Source organism: Variovorax sp. ISS6 (genome assembly GCF_056523145.1).
In genome coordinates this window covers 927,144-945,713 of record NZ_JAWRZC010000001.1, presented here as the reverse complement: position 1 = coordinate 945,713, position 18,570 = coordinate 927,144, and the positions used below count along the sequence as shown (strand labels likewise).

At 69.4% G+C, this 18,570-nt stretch carries 18 protein-coding genes; 13 read left to right on the top strand and 5 right to left on the bottom strand.

Annotated features, from left to right (window positions below):
- Positions 1–8: 8 nt before the first annotated feature.
- From AC1HIL_RS04365 to AC1HIL_RS04325, 9 genes are all read left to right on the top strand, one after another.
- A complete protein-coding gene (locus AC1HIL_RS04365; protein ID WP_479671231.1) occupies positions 9–1,556 on the top strand; it encodes a benzoate-CoA ligase family protein in 1,548 nt (515 codons plus the stop codon).
- On the top strand, positions 1,553–2,359 hold the full coding sequence (locus AC1HIL_RS04360) for an alpha/beta fold hydrolase (RefSeq protein ID WP_479671230.1): 807 nt from the start codon (positions 1,553–1,555) through the stop codon (positions 2,357–2,359). The genes AC1HIL_RS04365 and AC1HIL_RS04360 overlap by 4 nt, the downstream gene beginning before the upstream one ends.
- Positions 2,356–3,531 carry an ABC transporter substrate-binding protein gene (locus AC1HIL_RS04355; RefSeq protein ID WP_057595309.1) on the top strand — a complete coding sequence of 392 codons (1,176 nt, stop codon included), beginning with the start codon at positions 2,356–2,358 and terminating at the stop codon, positions 3,529–3,531. Before AC1HIL_RS04360 ends, AC1HIL_RS04355 begins: the two co-directional genes overlap by 4 nt.
- 148 nt (positions 3,532–3,679) lie before the next feature.
- The gene (locus AC1HIL_RS04350; protein ID WP_057595310.1) at positions 3,680–4,552 is read left to right on the top strand and encodes a branched-chain amino acid ABC transporter permease; all 873 of its coding nucleotides are present in this window, start codon (positions 3,680–3,682) and stop codon (positions 4,550–4,552) included.
- 26 nt (positions 4,553–4,578) lie between these two features.
- The gene (locus AC1HIL_RS04345) at positions 4,579–5,571 is read left to right on the top strand and encodes a branched-chain amino acid ABC transporter permease (protein ID WP_057595311.1); all 993 of its coding nucleotides are present in this window, start codon (positions 4,579–4,581) and stop codon (positions 5,569–5,571) included.
- On the top strand, positions 5,568–6,320 hold the full coding sequence (locus AC1HIL_RS04340; RefSeq protein WP_479671229.1) for an ABC transporter ATP-binding protein: 753 nt from the start codon (positions 5,568–5,570) through the stop codon (positions 6,318–6,320). Before AC1HIL_RS04345 ends, AC1HIL_RS04340 begins: the two co-directional genes overlap by 4 nt.
- A gap of 85 nt (positions 6,321–6,405) precedes the next feature.
- A complete protein-coding gene (locus AC1HIL_RS04335) occupies positions 6,406–7,107 on the top strand; it encodes an ABC transporter ATP-binding protein (protein ID WP_296740393.1) in 702 nt (233 codons plus the stop codon).
- 9 nt (positions 7,108–7,116) lie between these two features.
- Complete coding sequence (locus AC1HIL_RS04330) at positions 7,117–8,016, top strand: helix-turn-helix domain-containing protein (RefSeq protein WP_479671228.1); 900 nt, start codon at positions 7,117–7,119, stop codon at positions 8,014–8,016.
- Between the two features lie 88 nt (positions 8,017–8,104).
- Positions 8,105–9,979 (top strand): tannase/feruloyl esterase family alpha/beta hydrolase, encoded by a 1,875-nt coding sequence (locus AC1HIL_RS04325; RefSeq protein WP_479671227.1) that lies wholly within the window; start codon positions 8,105–8,107, stop codon positions 9,977–9,979.
- 9 nt (positions 9,980–9,988) lie between these two features.
- On the opposite strand, the gene AC1HIL_RS04320 is transcribed toward AC1HIL_RS04325, so the two are convergent.
- Both AC1HIL_RS04320 and AC1HIL_RS04315 read right to left on the bottom strand, forming a co-directional pair.
- Positions 9,989–10,453, bottom strand: a complete 465-nt coding sequence (locus AC1HIL_RS04320; RefSeq protein ID WP_479671226.1) for a hypothetical protein — start codon at positions 10,451–10,453, stop codon at positions 9,989–9,991.
- 51 nt (positions 10,454–10,504) lie between these two features.
- Entirely contained in the window at positions 10,505–11,590 is a 1,086-nt protein-coding gene (locus tag AC1HIL_RS04315; RefSeq protein ID WP_479671225.1) for a Shedu immune nuclease family protein, read from the bottom strand.
- Between the two features lie 216 nt (positions 11,591–11,806).
- On the opposite strand from AC1HIL_RS04315, the gene AC1HIL_RS04310 reads away from it, so the two are divergent.
- Positions 11,807–13,765, top strand: a complete 1,959-nt coding sequence (locus AC1HIL_RS04310; RefSeq protein ID WP_479671224.1) for a sigma-54-dependent Fis family transcriptional regulator — start codon at positions 11,807–11,809, stop codon at positions 13,763–13,765.
- A gap of 52 nt (positions 13,766–13,817) precedes the next feature.
- Here AC1HIL_RS04310 and AC1HIL_RS04305 read toward each other — a convergent pair whose 3' ends face one another.
- Positions 13,818–14,348 (bottom strand): hypothetical protein, encoded by a 531-nt coding sequence (locus AC1HIL_RS04305; RefSeq protein ID WP_479672748.1) that lies wholly within the window; start codon positions 14,346–14,348, stop codon positions 13,818–13,820.
- Between the two features lie 197 nt (positions 14,349–14,545).
- Between AC1HIL_RS04305 and AC1HIL_RS04300 the strand changes: the two genes are divergently transcribed.
- From AC1HIL_RS04300 to AC1HIL_RS04290, 3 genes are all read left to right on the top strand, one after another.
- On the top strand, positions 14,546–14,683 hold the full coding sequence (locus AC1HIL_RS04300) for a hypothetical protein (protein ID WP_479672747.1): 138 nt from the start codon (positions 14,546–14,548) through the stop codon (positions 14,681–14,683).
- Between the two features lie 84 nt (positions 14,684–14,767).
- Positions 14,768–15,337, top strand: coding sequence for a hypothetical protein (locus tag AC1HIL_RS04295; protein ID WP_479672746.1), 570 nt, complete (start codon positions 14,768–14,770; stop codon positions 15,335–15,337).
- A 204-nt stretch (positions 15,338–15,541) separates the two neighbouring features.
- On the top strand, positions 15,542–17,344 hold the full coding sequence (locus AC1HIL_RS04290) for an NAD(P)/FAD-dependent oxidoreductase (RefSeq protein WP_261212190.1): 1,803 nt from the start codon (positions 15,542–15,544) through the stop codon (positions 17,342–17,344).
- 11 nt (positions 17,345–17,355) lie between these two features.
- Here the strand turns inward: AC1HIL_RS04290 and AC1HIL_RS04285 are convergent, their stop codons facing one another.
- Positions 17,356–18,066, bottom strand: a complete 711-nt coding sequence (locus tag AC1HIL_RS04285; RefSeq protein ID WP_057595323.1) for a Crp/Fnr family transcriptional regulator — start codon at positions 18,064–18,066, stop codon at positions 17,356–17,358.
- A gap of 13 nt (positions 18,067–18,079) precedes the next feature.
- The gene (locus AC1HIL_RS04280) at positions 18,080–18,460 is read right to left on the bottom strand and encodes a DUF1090 domain-containing protein (protein WP_479671222.1); all 381 of its coding nucleotides are present in this window, start codon (positions 18,458–18,460) and stop codon (positions 18,080–18,082) included.
- Positions 18,461–18,570: the final 110 nt, after the last annotated feature.

The following is an 18,570-nucleotide window of genomic DNA, read 5'->3' as shown; positions in this document are numbered from 1 at the left end:
GACACACGATGAGCCTGCCACCCCGCTTCAACTTCGCCGAGCACCTGTTCGCGCTCAACCGCAAACGCGCCGCGCGCACCGCCTACATCGACGACCGCGGCACGCTGAGCTACGGCCAGCTCGAGGACCGCGCGCGCCGCCTGGCCGCGGCGCTCAAGGCCGCGGGCGTGCGCCGCGAGGAACGCGTGCTGCTCTTGATGCTCGACGGCAACGACTGGCCCGTGAGCTTCCTCGGCTGCCTCTACGCCGGCATCGTGCCGGTGGCCGTCAACACGCTGCTCACGCCCGAGGACTACGCCTACATGCTCGACCACAGCCGCGCGCAGGCCGCGCTGGTGTCGGGCGCACTGCTGCCGGTGCTGCAGGAAGCGATGGCGCGCGGCGGCCACGAGCTGCACACGCTGCTGGTGTCGCAACCGGCGGGCGCGCTGCCCGAGGGCGCGCGGGACTTCGAGGCCGCGCTCGCCGCCGCCGAGCCGCTGGCCGCGCCCGCGCTCACGGCCTCCGACGATCCGGGCTTCTGGCTCTACTCCTCGGGCTCCACCGGCAAGCCCAAGGGCACGGTTCACACGCAGGCCAACCTCTGGTGGACCGCGGAGCTCTACGGCAAGCCGGTGCTGGGCCTGAGCGAGAACGACGTCTGCTTCTCGGCCGCCAAGATGTATTTCGCCTACGGCCTGGGCAATGCGCTGACCTTCCCGCTGTCGGTCGGTGCCACCGTGGTGCTGATGGCCGAACGGCCTACCCCCGACGCCACCTTCCGCCGCTGGGTGGAGCACAAGCCCACCGTCTTCTTCGGCGCGCCCACCGGCTTCGCGGGCATGCTCGCCTCGCCCAAGCTGCCGGCGCGCGAGGCGGTGGCGCTGCGCATGTGCTCGTCGGCCGGCGAAGCGCTGCCCGGCGAGATCGCGCAGCGCTTCAAGACGCACTTCGGTTGCGACATCATCGACGGCATCGGCTCCACCGAGATGCTGCACATCTTCATCTCGAACCGGCCCGACGACGTGCGTTACGGCACCACGGGCAAGCCGGTCGAGGGCTACGAGGTCGAGCTGCGCGGCGAGGACGGCCGCGCGGTGCCCGACGGCGAGGTCGGCGACCTCTACATCCGCGGCCCGAGCTCGGCGCTGATGTACTGGACCAACCGCGAGAAGTCGCGCGAGACCTTCCAGGGCGGCTGGACCAAGAGCGGCGACAAGTACACGCGCGACGCCGACGGCTACTTCACCTATGCGGGCCGCAGCGACGACATGCTCAAGGTCAGCGGCATCTACGTCTCGCCCTTCGAGGTCGAGGCCACGCTGATGCAGCACCCGGCCGTGCTCGAGGCCGCGGTGATCGGCAAGGAGGACGGCGAGGGCCTCACGAAGACCAAGGCCTTCGTGGTGCTCAAGGACGGCGGTGCCACCACCGAGGACGAGCTCAAGGCCTTCGTGAAGGAACGCCTCGCGCCCTACAAGTACCCGCGCTTCCTCGAGTTCGTGGCAGAGCTGCCGAAGACCGCCACCGGCAAGATCCAGCGCTTCCGGCTGCGCGAGCGCGAGAAGCAGGCATGAGCTTTCCCGACTTCGCCACCATCGACTGGCGCGGCCGCGCGGTGCGCATCGAGTGCCAGTGGATCGCGCCCGAGCGCGCCGACGCGCCGCTGCTCGTGTTCCTGCACGAAGGCCTCGGCTCGGTCGCGATGTGGAAGGACTTCCCCGCGCGCCTGTGCGAAGCCGCCGGCGTGCGCGGCCTGGTGTTCTCGCGCCCCGGCTACGGCCGCTCCACGCCGCGCGCCGAGGACGAGATCTGGGACGTGGACTTCATGCACCGCCAGGCGCACGAGGTGCTCCCCGCGCTGTTCAGCGCGCTCGCGCTCGACGGCGAAAAGCCCTGGCTGTTCGGCCACAGCGACGGCGGCTCGATCTCGCTGCTGTACGCCGCGCGCTTCCCCGATCGGGTCGCGGGGCTGGTCGTGCTCGCGCCGCACATCTTCGTGGAAGACGTGACGGTGGCGAACATCGAGCTCGCGCGCACCGCCTACCTCGGCACCGACCTGCCCCGGAAGCTCGGCCGCTACCACGACAGCGCCGACTCGGCCTTCTGGGGCTGGAACCGCATCTGGCTGCATCCGCCGTTCCGCGACTGGAACATCGAGGCCGAGCTCGACACGATCCGCTGCCCCGTGCTCGCCGTGCAGGGGCTCGGCGACGAGTACGGCAGCCTCGCGCAGATCCGCGGCATCGCCGCGCGCGTGCCCGGCTGCGAGCTGCTCGAGATCCCCGAATGCGGGCATTCCCCGCATCGCGATCAGCCGGATCGTGTCATCGTCGCGGCCACTTCGTTCATCACCAAAAACAGGAGACAAACCTCATGACCATTCGCCACACCACCCGCCTCGCGCTGACCGCGCTGTCCTTCGCCGCGCTGTGCACGGCCGCCTCGGCCCAGGGCACGGGCAAGCTCAAGGTCGGCCTGATGCTGCCCTACAGCGGCACCTACACCGCGCTCGGCGTGGCGATCGAGAACGGCTTCAAGCTCTACGTCGACGAGCAGGGCGGCAAGCTCGCGGGCCGCGAGATCGAGTACTTCAAGGTCGACGACGAGTCCGATCCCGCCAAGGCCACCGACAACGTCAACAAGCTGATCAAGCGCGACAACGTCGACGTGATCGTGGGCACCGTGCACTCGGGCGTGGCGATGGCCATGGCCAAGGCCGCCAAGGAGAGCGGCACCGTGCTGATCGTGCCCAATGCCGGCGCCGACGCCGTCACCGGCCCGATGTGCGCGCCCAACATCTTCCGCAGCTCGTTCAGCAACTGGCAGCCGGCCTACGCCATGGGCGAGGTGGCGGCCAAGCAGCAGGGCAAGAAGAAGGTCATGACCATCACCTGGAAGTACGCGGCCGGCGAGGAGTCGGTCAACGGCTTCAAGGAAGGCTTCGAGAAGGCCGGCGGCAAGGTCGACAAGCAGCTCACGCTGCCGTTCCCGAACGTGGAGTTCCAGGCGCTGCTGACCGAGATCGCGGCGGCCAAGCCCGATGCCGTGTATGCCTTCTTCGCGGGCGGCGGTGCGGTGAAGTTCGTCAAGGACTACCAGGCCGCGGGCCTGAACAAGACCATCCCGCTGTACGGCCCGGGCTTCCTCACCGACGGCACGCTCGAGGCGCAGGGCGAATCGGCGCAGGGCATGCTCACCACGCTGCACTATGCCGACGGCCTGAACACGCCGCGCGACAACGCCTTCCGCACCGCCTACGCCAAGACCTTCAAGCTGCAGCCCGACGTGTACGCGGTGCAGGGCTACGACGCCGCGCAGATGCTGGGCGTGGGCCTCGCGGCCACCAAGGGCGACATCACGAAGAAGGCCGACTTCGCGGCCGCGGTCGAGAAGGCGAAGATCGACAGCCCGCGCGGCGCGTTCACGGTCAGCAAGTCGCACAACCCGGTGCAGGACATCTATCTGCGCAAGGTGGACGGCAAGGAGAACAAGCTGGTGAGCACGGCGATCAAGGGGCTGGCCGACCCCGCGCGCGGCTGCAGGATGTAACCCACCCCCGTCCCTCGCTCACTTCGTGCAGCTCGACTCCCCCCTCGAGGGGGCGACACCTGCGGACCGGCCAAGCCGGATCCGCGGTGTCTCCCGAACATCGCGGCGCTTCGCGCCTGCTTCTCCAGCCCAACCCGGATGACCTAACGTGGACTTCGGCACCTTCCTCGTCCAGTGCCTGAACTCGGTTCAGTACGGACTGCTGCTCTTTCTCGTGGCCTCGGGCCTGACGCTGATCTTCGGGATCATGGGCGTGATCAACCTCGCGCACGGCAGCTTCTACATGATCGGCGCCTACATGGCGTTCTCGCTGGCGCCGCTGTTCGGCGACCAGTTCCTCCTGATGCTGGCGGCCGGCGTGGTGCTCGCCGCCATCTTCGGCTACCTGCTCGAGTGGGCCTTCTTCAGCTACCTCTACCAGCGCGACCACCTCCAGCAGGTGCTCATGACCTACGGCCTGATCCTGGTGTTCGAGGAACTGCGCTCGATCCTGGTGGGCAACGACGTGCACGGCGTGAAGGTGCCGGCCTGGCTCGACGGCAGCTTCGCGCTGGGCAGCGTGATGAGCTATCCCTGGTATCGCCTGTTCGCCTCGGCCGCCTGCATCGTGCTGGCGCTGGCGCTGTACTGGGTGGTCAACCGCACGCGCCTGGGCATGATGATCCGCGCCGGCGCGAGCAACCGCGACATGGTGCGCGGCCTGGGCATCGACGTGAAGCGGCTCTACCGCATCGTCTTCGCGGCCGGCGTGGCGCTCGCGGCGCTGGCCGGCATGATCGCCGCGCCGATGTCCTCGGTCTATCCCAACATGGGCGCGAGCGTGCTGATCATCTGCTTCGTGCTGGTCGTGATCGGCGGCATCGGCTCGATCACCGGCGCGCTCGTCGCCTCGCTGCTGGTGGGCTTCGTCGACACCTTCGGCAAGGTGTTCTTCGCCGACTTGAGCGGCATCGGCATCTACCTGCTGATGGCGATCGTGCTGATCTGGAAGCCCGAGGGGCTGATGGGACGGCGTCCATGAGTTCGATCCCCAGGACCTCCACGCGCATGATTGCCTCCACGCCCTCTTCTTCACTCGCCCGGAACGCCGGCTCGTTCGGCGGCGCGGCACTGCCGCTGGCCTGCGCGCTGGCCATCGGCATCGCCGGCCCGCTGCTGGGCAACTACGCCTCGGACTTCATCGTCAAGGTGATGATCCTGTCGATCTTCGCGCTGAGCCTCGAGCTGCTGGTCGGCATGACCGGCCTCGTGAGCCTGGGCCACGCGGCCTTCTACGGCATCGGCGCCTACGTCACGGTGCTGGCCTCGGGCGCGGAGGGCGGCAACTTCGCGCTGCTGCTGCCCGCGGCCATGGGCGCGGCCGGGCTCTATGCCCTGTTCGTCGGCGCGCTGAGCCTGCGCACGCGCGGCGTCTACTTCATCATGGTGACGCTGGCCTTCGCGCAGATGGCCTTCTTCGTGTTCCACGACACCAAGGTCGGCGGCGGCAGCGACGGCATCTACCTCTACGTGCGCCCGGCCCTCGGCGCGCTCGACCTCGAGAACCGCACGGTGCTGTTCTACGTGGTGCTGGCGGCGCTGGTGTTCACCTACGCACTGCTCGCGCTGCTGCGCCGCTCGCGCTTCGGCGCGGCGCTCGCGGGCATCCGCGTCAACGAGCAGCGCATGCGCGCGGCGGGTTTCCCCACCTACGCCTACAAGCTCGCGGCCTTCGTGCTGGCGGGCGCGCTGGCCGGCCTCGCGGGCTTCCTGCTGGCCTCGCGCGACGGCGTGGTCAACCCCGAGCTGATGGCCTGGCACAACTCGGGCGAGGTGCTGCTGATGGTGATCCTCGGCGGCCTGGGCCACCTGCGCGGCGCGGTGATCGGCGCCATCGCCTTCACGCTGCTCAAGGAGATTTTCTCGACCCATGCGCTGCTCGGGCCGCTGGCCGACCACTGGCAGCTCACGCTGGGGCTGACCATCATCGTGTTCGTGGCGCTGCTGCCCAAGGGCCTGATCGGGCTGGTGCAGCGGCTGTCGCCGAGGAGCGGGGCATGAACGATTCCGTGCTGCTGTCCGTCGAGGGCCTGACCCGCCGCTTCGGCGGCCTGGTCGCGGTCAACGCGGTCACGCTCGACCTGCACGTGGGCGAGGTGCATGCGGTGATCGGCACCAACGGCGCGGGCAAGTCGACCCTGATCAACATGCTCTCGGGCGAAATCGAGGCCTCGGCCGGCCGCATCCGCCTCGACGGCGAGGACATCACGACGCGCGCGCAGTTCCGCCGCGCGCTCGCGGGCGTGGGCCGCAGCTACCAGCGCACCACCATCTTCCCGGAGTTCAGCGTGCACGAGAACTGCCGCCTCGCGGCGCAGGCGGCCATGCCGCGGCCCTGGGCGATCTGGCAGTCGTCGCGCGGCTGCGCCGCGAGCTCGGCCTCGGCCGACGCGGCGCTCGAGGCCGCGGGCCTCGCCGCCGAAGCGCACCACATCGCCGGCACGCTGAGCCACGGCGCGCAGCGCCAGCTCGAGGTGGCGATGTGCCTGGCCACGCATCCGCGCGTGCTGCTGCTCGACGAGCCGCTGGCCGGCATGGGCGCGGAGGAGACCGACCGCATGCTGAACCTGCTCGCGCAGCTCAAGGCCACGCACGCCATCCTGCTGGTGGAGCACGACATGGACGCGGTGTTCCGCGTGGCCGACCGCATCACGGTGATGGTCAACGGCACGGTGATCGCCACCGGCAGCCCCGACGCGATCCGCGAGAACCCCGAAGTCCGCACCGCCTACCTGGGAGAGGAACACTGATGCCCCCACGCTCCGCACTTCGTGTCATCGCTGCCCCCCGGGGGGGCGCAGGCCTGCCTTGGGGCGGCCCGGCGGGAGGCCTCTGATGCTCAACGTCAAGGACCTCAACACCTACTACGGCAACAGCCACATCCTGCGCGGCGTGCATGCCGAGATCCCGGCCGCAACCTCGGTCGGCCTGCTGGGCCGCAACGGCATGGGCAAGACCACGCTGATCCGCACGATCATGGGCTACGTGCGCCCCGCCTCGGGCGAGGTGCAGGTCGACGGCCGCACGGTCACGGGCCTGCCGCCCGAGAAGATGGCACGCCTGGGCATCGGCTACGTGCCCGAGGGCCGCGGCATCTTCCCCAACCTCTCGGTGCGCGAGAACCTCGTGATGAGCGAGCGCGCGGGCATCGACGGCCGGCGCGCCTGGACTTTCGAGCGCGTGATGGCCACCTTCCCGCGGCTGGCCGAGCGCCTGTCGCACGGCGGCCAGCAGCTCTCGGGCGGCGAGCAGCAGATGCTGTCGATCGGCCGCGCGCTGATGACCAACCCGCGCCTGCTGATCCTCGACGAAGCGACCGAGGGCCTCGCGCCGCTGATCGTGGCCGAGATCTGGCGCGTGATCGAGCAGATCCGCCAGACCGGCATCGCCACCCTGATCGTGGACCGCGACTACCGCAAGGTGCTGGCCCACACCGAGCTCGCGGTGGTGATGGAGAAGGGCCAGATCGTGCGCCAGGGCGCCTCGGGCGCGCTGCTCGCGCAGCCGCAGGCGCTGGAGGCCTTGCTCGGGGTCTGAGAACGTGCCATGACGCGCGAGATCAGCCTGCTCGACACCACGGGCAAGCCGCTGCGCATGGACGGCCGGCTGCTGCTGAACGCGGGCGCCACGCCGTGGCAGGGCTTCGCGCTCGAGGTCCGCTCGATGATCGGCGACGGCGAGAACCCGGCCTGCTACAACCCGCATCCGCTGATCGCGCTGTGCGTGCGCGGCCATGTGCACGGCGTCATGACGCAGGGCCGGCGTTCGCATCGCATCGAAACGCGCGCGGGCGGCATGAGCATCTTCGAGCGGGGCTACGAGGTCGACCGCGCGAGCTGGACCGGCCGCATCGAGGAGATGGTGGCGATCGAGATCCGCCCCGAGGCGCTGCGCCGCCTCATGCCCGAGAGCGACGGCGAGCTGCACCTGCAGACCCAGCTGTCGACCACCGACGCCACCTTGCAGCTGCTGGCCACCGCCATGCGCGACGAGATCGAGCGCGGCTGCAGCTCGGGCCGGCTGCATGCGCAGGGGCTGTCGATGGCGCTCGCGAGCTACCTGCAGGCGCGCTACGGCTGCGCGCGCAACGTGCAGCGCCCGCGCGGGCGGCTCTCGCAGGCCGACCTGCGCCGCGTCTACGACTGGGTGATGGCGCACCTGGCCGAGGATTTCGGCATCGACGCGCTCGCGGCCGAGCTGCAGCTGAGCGCGGTGCACTTCACGCGGCTCTTTCGCGCCAGCACCGGCGCCACGCCCTATCGCTACGTGATGGAGCAGCGCGTGCGACAGGCGCTGGCGCTGCTCGACGGCCCGCTCGCGCTGGCCGAGATCGCGCAGGCGGTGGGCTTCTCGAGCCAGGCGCATTTCACGCAGGTGTTCCGCCAGCTCGTGGGCAGCACGCCCGCGCGCACGCGTGCATCGCGGGTAAGTCCGAAGGCCGGTTGAGGGAATCCTGCAAGCGCCGATCGCATGTCGATAGACCGTGCGAGGCACGCTCGGCACATTCGATGTCTGCCAACACAGGAGACAGAAGATGCGCCACGACAACAGATCCCACACCCGTTCCGTTCCACCCTCCATCGCCCTGCTGTGCCTCGCCGCGGCCGCCGCGCTCTCGGCCTGCGGCGGCAGCGGCTCGTCGGGCACCGTGCTGCCGATCGTGCCGGCCGCGCCGCCACCCGCCGCACCGGTCGCGCTGACTTGCGACGACAGCCTCAAGACCGCGTTCAAGCCCGATGCGAACACCACCGTGCGGCTGGTGAAGCAGTTCAGGAAAGGCGACGACCTCAACCTCGACGGCAAGGCCACCGGCACGCTCGCGGCCAGCGACCTGTGCATGGTCAAGCTCAACGTCGGCCCGGGCAACCCGGGCCCCGCGGGCGCGCCCTCGACTTCGCCGGGCATCGGCATCGAGGTCTGGCTGCCGGCCAGGGCCGCGTGGAACCAGCGCGTGCGCGTGCTCGGCGGCGGCGGCTTCGCGGGCGAACCCTCGATCGGCGCGCTCGACCGCACCGGCAGTTCCACCGGCCTCAACTCGCCCGCGCTCGTCGCCGGCATCGAGGGGTCGGTCAGTGCCGTCACCGACACCGGCCATGCCTCGTCGAACCCGGTGGCCGGCGCCGACGGCTCCTTCGCGATGAACCCCGACGGCACCATCAACACCGCGCTGTGGACCGACTTCGCGAGCCGCGGCATCCACGAGATGGCGGTCAAGGCCAAGGCGCTCGCGGCCGGCTTCTACGGCGCGGCGCCGAAGTACTCGTACTGGGACGGCTGTTCCACCGGCGGCCGCCAGGGCCACATGCAGGCGCAGGCCAATCCCGACGACTTCGACGGCATCCTCGCGGGCAACAGCGCGATCAACTGGACCCGCTTCATCACGGCCGAGCTCTATCCCCAGGTCGTGATGCAGCGCGACCTCGGCGGCACGCCGCTCGCGCCCGCGCAGGCCACGCTGGTGTCCTCGGCCGCGGTCAGCGCCTGCGACAGCCAGCTCACCGGCAAGCACGAGGGCTTCATCAGCGACCCCGCCGCCTGCCGCTACGACCCGGTGCAGGACAAGGCCGTGCTGTGCACCGCGAGCGGCGGCAGCAATGCCACCGCCGCCTGCCTGAGCACCGCGCAGGCGCAGGCCGTCAACAAGATCTGGTATGGCCAGACCCGCGACGGCAGCGTGCCGCCGGCCGCGGCCGACATCGGCTACGGCCCCGTGCTGGCGTCGAACCAGCTCTGGTACGGCCTCCCGCGCGGCACCGCGCTCTCGGGCTTGGCCGGCTCGGCCGGCGGCGTGCCCGCGCCCTTCCCCGTCGCCGTGCACCAGGTCGCGCTGAACCTGCAGGACCCGACGCTCGCCACGCCCGATTTCATCAACGCCACCGGCAACGGCGCCGACCGCTGGAAGGGCCTGGGCTACGCGCAGCTCGCCAATGCCAGCGACCGCGGCAAGGCGCTGCAACACGCGCTCGCGAACATCGACACCGACAACCCCGACCTCGCGCGCTTCCGCGACCGCGGCGCGAAGATGCTGACCTACCATGGCCTGGCCGACCAGCTGATCCCGAACTCGGGCACCGCCCACTACTACGAGCGCGCGGCCGGCGCGATGGGCGGCATCGATGCGCTGCAGAAGTTCTACCGCTACCTCGAGATCCCCGCGATGGGCCATTGCCTGGGCGTGGGCTCGGTCGACGGCCTGCCCGGCACCAGCCCCGCGGCCAACCCGCCGCTGCCCGCGCCGAACCAGCTGTTCACCGCGCTCACCGACTGGGTCGAGAAGGGCATCCCGCCCGAGAACATCGTGCTGAGCAACAGCGACAAGTCGCTCGCGCGGCCGCTGTGCACCTATCCGAAGAAGATCGCGTACCTGGGCGGCGATACCTCGAAGGCGGAGAGCTTCGCCTGCCGCTGAGCGGTGCGCTCAAGCCGCGCGCTGCTTGACGACCGTGGGCTCGATGGCCGGCGCCGGCCACAGCGCGAGGTGGTAGCGGTCCTCGCCCTCGAGCCCGTCCTCGGACAGCGTCGCGAGCCCCGCGTAGCAGGCGCGCACGCGGTAGGTGCCCGGCGCGATCGCCATGCGCGCCGCATCGGGAAGGTAATCGGTGCAACCCGCGATCGCGAGGCGCCCGCTCGTCGTGGCGAGCGTGCACTCGACCACGTGGTCCCACGCATCGGCATCGAGCGGCGGCGCGGCCTCGAGGATCTCGAGCGTGACCGGCACGTTCATGTTGCGCGCCGTGCCGATGCCGACCACGCCGGGCGCGGTCACGAGCATGCGTTCCACGGCCTCGTCGCTCCATGCATCGGAAAGATCGCCTTCGGCGGATTCGTCCTGGATGTAGAACTGAAAGTAGTCGGCGAAGAGTTCGAACTGAAGCATGTTCATATGTAGATCCAGCGGGTTGGGGGGATGACTCGATGACTCGACACGAAGTTTTTACTGGCGCTGAAGTTTTCGAACCCAGGTATCCCACGACTCGATTCGTACGGGAGGCGAGACGCCGTGCTCGAACTCGTGCCGCTTCCCGCTTTCAACCACGTCGTCGCGCGTTCTTCCACCAATGATGACGGTTCGCAGCTCAATGTCCTTGTCAGGATCGACCAGAAGCCCCGGGCGAGGTCCAACGAAAGAACCATGACGTGATGCCCCAGACTCAACCGCACGACGAACTTTGTGGATGTTTTTCCTGAACGTCGACATGTCTCTGTAGATTGCGCCGATCCGGCGTCGTATCTGACCGGCAGCTTGATTCATCTTCTGAGCGAACTCACCATAGCTGTCGGCATTGACCAGGAAGAAGTCCGCGCCCTTGATCTCGATCAGGACGACTTCCATGCGAGATCGACCTGTAAGAACGACAAAGTCGACGAAGCCATCGGCCAGCGGATATTCCGACAGCACGATGTACTCCTCGTACGGACTTGCATAGACCTCACCAAAAAAGGAGGGATCCTTCTTGAACAGCTGCTGCAACTCCCGCTCAGTGGCACCTGATTCGATCACCTGAAGGAGCATCGCTTTCGACACCATCTGGTCTTCGATGTCCCCTCGACGGTTGACGATCTCTGGAGCCTCGAGATCCGGGGCGTCGAAAAATGGGTCGACCGCGTTGCGTAGACGCTCGATTTCCCCAACAAGACGTTGATCGTGTGCAGTTGGCTTCGTGAATTCGTCTGCCTGGCATTCGAGCATGACGATGATGCGCTCCATCGTGACCTCCTCCCACGAAGGTGACCCCGACGCGTCGAACGCCACCAGATAGAACTCATCGTCGACAGCCCCGCCTCTCTCATGGTGCTCGACAACTCGCGCACCTTCCGGAAAAAAGCCCCGGACGGCAAGTGCCGCGCAAAGATGCTCGATGTGATTCATGATCGACGACCCAAGGCCGAGTTCACCGATGTCCGTCAGGAGCAAGACCACCGCCCCCTGCGAGGCAGTGAACATGCGAACCCGACAAAGGCATTGCCTGCGAGAGCTGATGCCGACTGGATACTGGAAGATGAAGTCCGAGAGCTTCAAGTTCTGGCTCCTCAAAAGTAAGAAGATTGATCTCACTGACGAATTGAAGAGCGTGCGTCTTGCCAAGCCCTTTCCCCAAGCGTATCGGTAACGCAAGCAGGCTAGGCGACCACCGGGTTTCACCTCTGTGCCGCGACAGCGCGACAGCCGAATGATGTCCGGCTGCGCGGCCGCGCCCCGATCTTCCGGCGGCCGCGCGCCATCGCGAGGTCGAGCATGCCTTCCCTGCAATCGCGCCACATCGACAACGTCTATTCGATCGCCACCGGCACCGCGCTGGCCGATCCGGCGACCAGCCTGGTCCACAAGTCGTGGGCGCGCTGCGTGCGCGACCATGGCCTCGATCCCTCGCGGCCCACGCCCGCGCGCATCCTGCCGGCGCACGAGGTGCGCGCGCACCAGCAGCAGCTCGAGCACTTCCTGTGCACCGCGCGCGCGGGCATGGAGGACATCTATCGCCGCGTGGCCGACCTCGGCTACATGGTGCTGCTGACCGATGCCGAGGGCATCACGGTCGACTACATCGGCAACCCGGCCTGGGACGACCAGCTGCGCAAGGCCGGCCTCTACCTCGGCGCCGACTGGAACGAGGCGCATGCGGGCACCTGCGGCGTGGGCACCTGCCTGGTCGAGCAGGCACCGATGACCTGCCACCAGACCGAGCACTTCGACGCCACCCACATCGCGCTGACCTGCACCACCGCGCCGCTGTTCGACCATGGCGGGCGGCTCACGGCGGTGCTCGACGTGTCGGCGCTGCATTCGCCCGAGGCCAAGGAGAGCCAGCACCTGGTGCGGCACCTGGTCGCGATCTACGCGCGCATGATCGAGGACGCCGATTTCCTGCGCCACTTCCGCGGCCACTGGGTGCTGCGGCTGGGCAGCGCCTTCGGCCTGGTCGACGTGGCCGGCGAGCTGATGCTCGCGCTCGACGAGGCCGGCACGGTGGTCGGCGCGAACAGCAGCGCGCGGCGGCTGTTCGCGGCCCATCCGGTCGGCACCGGCGTGGCCGAGCTGCTGCGCATGCCGCTCGATGCGATCTGGCGCCTGGGCGCGAGCGCATCGGCCATGCCCTTCGCCCACACGGTGCTGCTGCCGGACGGCGGCGAGTACCACGCCTCGCTGCTCGCGCCGCGCGTGGCGCGCCGCACGGCCGCGACCGAGCGCAAGGCCACCGTGCCGGGCGTCGACCGGCTGCCGCCGCTCGAGCGCATCGCGGGCGACGATCCCGCGATGCAGTCGCTGCTGGCGCAGGCGCGCCGGCTGGTCGACCGCGGCATCCACGTGCTGATCGAGGGCGAGACCGGCAGCGGCAAGGAGGTGCTGGCGCGCGCGCTGCACGGCGCGAGCCGCCGCGCGGCCCTGCCCTTCGTGGCCGTGAACTGCGCGGCCATTCCCGATTCGCTGATCGAGAGCGAGCTGTTCGGCTATTTGCCCGGCACCTTCACCGGCGGCCGCAGCAAGGGCATGAAGGGCCTGATCGCGCAGGCCGACCGCGGCACGCTGTTCCTCGACGAGATCGGCGACATGCCGATGGCCCTGCAGACGCGGCTGCTGCGCGTGCTGTCCGAAGGCGAGGTGCTGCCGCTGGGCGGCGACGCGCCGCAGCGCGTGGACCTCGCGGTGGTGGCCGCCACGCACCGGGGCCTGAGCGAACTCGTCGCGGCAGGCCGCTTCCGCGAGGACCTCTACTACCGGCTGTGCGGCGCCGTGCTGAAGCTGCCGCCGCTGCGCGAACGCCGCGACCGCCGCCATCTGATCGACAGCCTGTTCGCCGAGGAGGCCGCCGCCGTGGATTCGAACGCGCGGCTCTCGGCCGAAGCGATCGAGGCGCTGATGGCGCACCGCTGGCCCGGCAACCTGCGCGAGCTGCGCAACGTGCTGCGGCTGGCGCTGGCGTTGTGCACGGGGCGTGAAGTCGTGGTGGAGGACCTGCGGTTGCCGGAGCGCGTCGCGACGACGATGCCCGCGATGGTCGATGAGGCCGAGGACACGGCCGCCGAATCGGAGCGTCTGCTCGCGGCGCTGCGCCAGCACCGCTGGCGCGTCGCGCAGGCGGCCGATGCGCTGGGCCTGAGCCGGGCCACCGTGTACCGGCACATGAAGCGGCTCGGGATCGTGGCGCCGCCTCGCGGCCCCGCGCCGCCACGGCCGGCAGGCATGCGGCACCCCTGAAAGAAAAAGCCCGCACCCTGGCGGGCGCGGGCTCGTCGCGGGGCGAATGCGATCAGTCGACCAGGCCCAGGTGCAGGAAGCCGGCGTTCAGCGACGGGGTGCGCGCGCCGATCAGCAGCTCGAGCTGCTTCGAGCGCATCGCGAAGTAGACCGAGCTGCCCTTCGTCGCCGTGCGCATGCCCGTCGGCCCGAACGATGGCTGGACCGCCAGCGCGAGATCGGCCTGCGCGGTGGCCGCACCGTCCGTGCCGGTCAGCGAGTACGTCGAGCCGGCGGCCACCACGACATCGGCCGTGCCGCCCGTCGACCAGCCCTTGCTGCTGAAGTCCGCGTAGCCCGATGCGGCCGGCACGCCCACCGCCAGCACCTGGGTGTTGGTCGTGGGCGACGGACCCGCGCTCAGATAGATCTTCTCGCCGCCGAAGTCGGCGAGCGCGAAGCGACCGAACAGGGTGCCGTCGACGGCGCTCTTCATCGTCCACACGCCGGGCTGCTGCGGATCGGGCTCGATGTTGCTGACGGACACGTCGGCGCTCGGGCACTGCTCGATCTTGTAGATGACGAGGTTGAGGCACTGCTTCATCACCTTGCCGCCACCCGAGATTCTGGATCTGCGCGATGGCCGATTGCCCCCCCGCGGGCGAGAAGTCGATCCGGCCGCGGTCGTAGGTGCCGTCGAGCTTGCCCTGCTGGAGCAGCAATGCGCGCGATGCGATGAAGGGGAACGGCGCATAGGCCGTCGGCGAGGTGTAGCCCACCGCGAACGGAAGCGCGCCGACGATGTTGTCGCCGAGGCCACGCAGCGCGAGCACCTTGCTCGTGCTGCGGCTGCTCTGCACCTTCCAGTCGCCGTCGCGCGACGCGCCCGCGGTCAGGGTGCCCGAGCTGCCATCGCCCGCCGTGTCGGTCAAGGTGTAGGTGGCCTTGTCGAAATCGATGGCGAGCGTCTGGCGCGAGCCATTGGCCGCATACACGGTGTAGCGCCCGTTGCGGTAGTCGCCGGTGCCGACCGAGAAGCTCAGCTCCTTGCGCCGGTTGCCCGATGCGCTGGCCGTCAGCTTGAACTCGGCGCTGCCCGTCGCGTTGGGGTTCTTGAAGCGCGACAGCCACTGCGAGCCGGAGGTATCGACCTCGACGCGCTGGGCCACGCCGCTGCGGCTGTCGCCGGTCCAGGTGATCTCGCTGCCATCGCTCGACTTGACCGTCACGAGCTGGCCCGGAGCCACCTGGTACTTGCCCGCGCTGTCGGGGCTCGCGGCGCTGCCGTCGACCTCGACGGACAGCTTGGCTTCCGACTCGGCGGGCGTCTGCGGCACCACGGCGAACGGCAGCCCGCCGCCGCCACCTCCCCCACCACCACCGCATCCCGCGATGACCGCCGCCAGTGCCGTGGCGCACAGGGCCTTCGTTGTTGTGCTCCTCATGTCCTCATCTCTTTCTGTTGGATTGACTCGTTGCCCCGCCGACCTCGTCGGCAGACGGCGGCCAAATCTATCCGCGACGGAATACTTTCGCATCATCATGAAACGTGGTCGTCGCCCTGTGGCAACGCTCCTCCCAATGGGTGATTGAAGGGACTTCGCAAAAGCGGCGGGCCGTCTCGCCGTCTCATCCCCGTCGCACCGGGAGCGCGACAACGCAGCCCACCCGCGACAAAACCCCCGCCAAGTCCCTGATTCACCGTGCGCCGCCATGCGGCACGAAAGCTGCGCAACGCAACCCGCGCCGTCCGCGGCGCAGCGTTCGTTCTCATCCATTCATACACGGAGACATTCGATGACCGCATCCACCGCCGCCCCCACGCGGGCTGCCGCCACCTGGCTGGCCGACTTCGGCGCCGCGCTCGCGCGCAACGACGTCGAGGCCACGGTCGCGCTGTTCGAGGCCGAGGGCTTCTGGCGCGACCTCGTGGCCTTCACCTGGAACATCCGCACGCAGGAAGGCGCGGGCGCGATCCGCGCGATGCTGGCGGCGCGGCTGGCCGACACGCAGCCGTCGAACTTCGCGCTCGAGGGCGAGGCCAGCGAGGCCGACGGCGTGACAGAGGCCTGGTTCACGTTCGAGACCCGGGTGGCGCGCGGCCGCGGCCACCTGCGGCTGCGCGGCGGCAAGGCCTGGACCTTGCTGACCACCATGACCGAGCTCAAGGGCTTCGAGGAGAAGACCGGCGCGAACCGCATCAAGGGCGCGGAGCACGGCGTGCACAAGGGCCGCCAGAGCTGGCTCGAGAAGCGCGAGGAGGAAGCCCGCACGCTGGGCTACACCGAGCAGCCCGAGGTGGTGATCGTGGGCGGCGGCCAGGGCGGGATCGCGCTCGGCGCGCGGCTGCGCCGGCTCGGGGTTCCCACGATCATCATCGAGCGCAATGCGCGCGCGGGCGACTCCTGGCGCAACCGCTACAAGTCGCTGTGCCTGCACGACCCGGTCTGGTACGACCACCTGCCCTACATGCCGTTCCCCGACGACTGGCCGGTGTTCGCGCCCAAGGACAAGGTCGGCGACTGGCTCGAGATGTACACCAAGGTGATGGAGCTCAACTACTGGAGCTCGACCACGGCGAAGAAGGCGCGCTTCGACGAGGCCACGCAGCGCTGGGAAGTGCGCGTGGAACGCGAGGGCAAGGAGGTGGTGCTGCGGCCGAAGCAGCTGGTGTTCGCGCTCGGCGTGTCGGGCTACCCGAACGTGCCCGTGCTCGCGGGCGCCGAGAACTTCCAGGGCGACCAGCACCATTCGAGCAAGCACCCCGGGCCCGAGGCCTACGCGGGCAAGAAGTGCGTGGTGCTGGGCTCGAACAACTCGGCGCACGACATCTGCGCGGCGCTGTGGGAGCACGGCGCCGACGTGACGATGATCCAGCGCTCGTCGACCCACATCGCGCCCTCCGACTCGCTGATGGAACTGGCGCTCGGCGGCCTGTATTCGGAGCAGGCGGTGAAGAGCGGCATCGACCACCACAAGGCCGACCTGATCTTCGCCTCGGTGCCCTACCAGGTGATGCACACCTTCCACATCCCGGTCTACGACGAGATGAAGAAGCGCGATGCCGACCTCTATGCGCGGCTGGAGAAGGCGGGCTTCATGCTCGACTTCGGCGCCGACGGCTCGGGCCTGTTCATGAAGTACCTGCGGCGCGGCTCGGGCTACTACATCGACGTGGGCGCCTCGGAGCTGGTGGCCAACGGCAGCGTGAAGCTCAGGAGCGGCGTGAACATCGAGCGCGTGAACGAACGCTCGGTGACGCTGACCGACGGCAGCGAGCTGCCGGCCGACCTGCTGGTCTATGCCACCGGCTACGGCTCGATGAACGGCTGGCTGGCCGACCTGATCTCGCCCGAGGTCGCCGACCGGGTCGGCAAGTGCTGGGGCCTGGGCTCCGACACGCCGAAGGATCCGGGCCCGTGGGAAGGCGAGCTGCGCAACATGTGGAAGCCGACGCAGGTGCCGAACCTCTGGATCCACGGCGGCAACCTGCACCAGTCGCGCCACTACTCGCAGTTCCTCGCGCTGCAGCTCAAGGCGCGCGCCGAAGGGCTCGACACGCCGGTGTACGAGCTCGCGCCCTCGCACCACCGGCGCTGAGCGCGAGGCGCTCAGCCGTCGATGCGGCGGCGCAGGCCGTCCAGATCGGTCACGGTGATGCCGCCGTACTCGATGCGCAGCAGTCCGGCCGATGCCAGCCGCCGCAACGCCGCGTTGCAGCGCTGGCGCGACAGGCCCGAGAGGTTGGCGATCTCCTCCTGCGACACCTCCAGGTGCGGATCGCTGCCCGGATGCAGCCACTCGTGGAACAGGCCGACGAGCGCGCGCGCGACCTGGCTGTCGGTGTCCAGCAGGTGGTGGGCGGCGAAGTTGCCGAGGAACCAGTGCATGCGCTCGTTGATCTGGCGCAGCAGGAAGTCGTCGAAGCTGCGGTGCGTGGCGCGCAGCCACTCGAAGGTCTCCAGCGGCATCAGCGCCACCCGGCTGGGGCGCAGCGCGATGATGTCCGCGGTGCGCGGCACGCCGCGCAGCAACGTGCCTTCGCCGAACCAGCTGCCGGTCGACAGGCCACCCAGGGTGACCGAGCGCCCGTCGGGCGAGCTCACGCACCACTTGAGCAGGCCGTCGATGGTGCCGTACCAGTGCAGCGGGGTGTCGCCGCAGCGGCACAGCGCGGCGCCGGTCGCCACCTCGACCTCGCGCATCTCCTCGAGCACGCGCTCGCCGGCGGCCACGCCGAGTTGCGGAAACCAGGCCGATCCCTGCAGCAGTTGAGCCAGGGTCAGCGAGGCTGGGGGAGGAACAGGCCGGGCAGCGGGCATCTTCTCTCGAGGCTCAGGGCAGGTCCTTGACGCGCTGCAGCTCGGCCTGGGCTTCGCGCAGCTTGTCCTCGCGGCGCGCGATCTTGTCGCGATCGCCCTTGCGGCGCGCCTCGGCCAGCTCGCGTTCGCGCTGCGCGACCTTGCGCTCCTCGCCACGGATGCGCTCCTGGTGGCGCGCGGCCAGCCTGGCATCGCTGCAGTTGCGCCGCACCTCGGCCAGCGCGCGTTCGAGGCCGCGCACGCGGTGGTCCTGGCCCTCGGCCTTGGCGGCTTCGATGTCGCGCGAGATGGCCTCGCGCTTGGCGGCGCAGCCCGCCTCGGGACCGCCCTGCGCGAAAGCCTGGCCCGATACGAGGACCGCGGCGGCCGCGAGGATCAGCGATGACAGTTTCATGAGCGCTCCTTGTTGTGGATGAATGCGAACGACAGGGGCGACTGTAGCCTCTGCACGCCGCGTAAACCCTGCCCCCGAATGTCGTCGCGATGACTGAGTGCGCTGCCCGC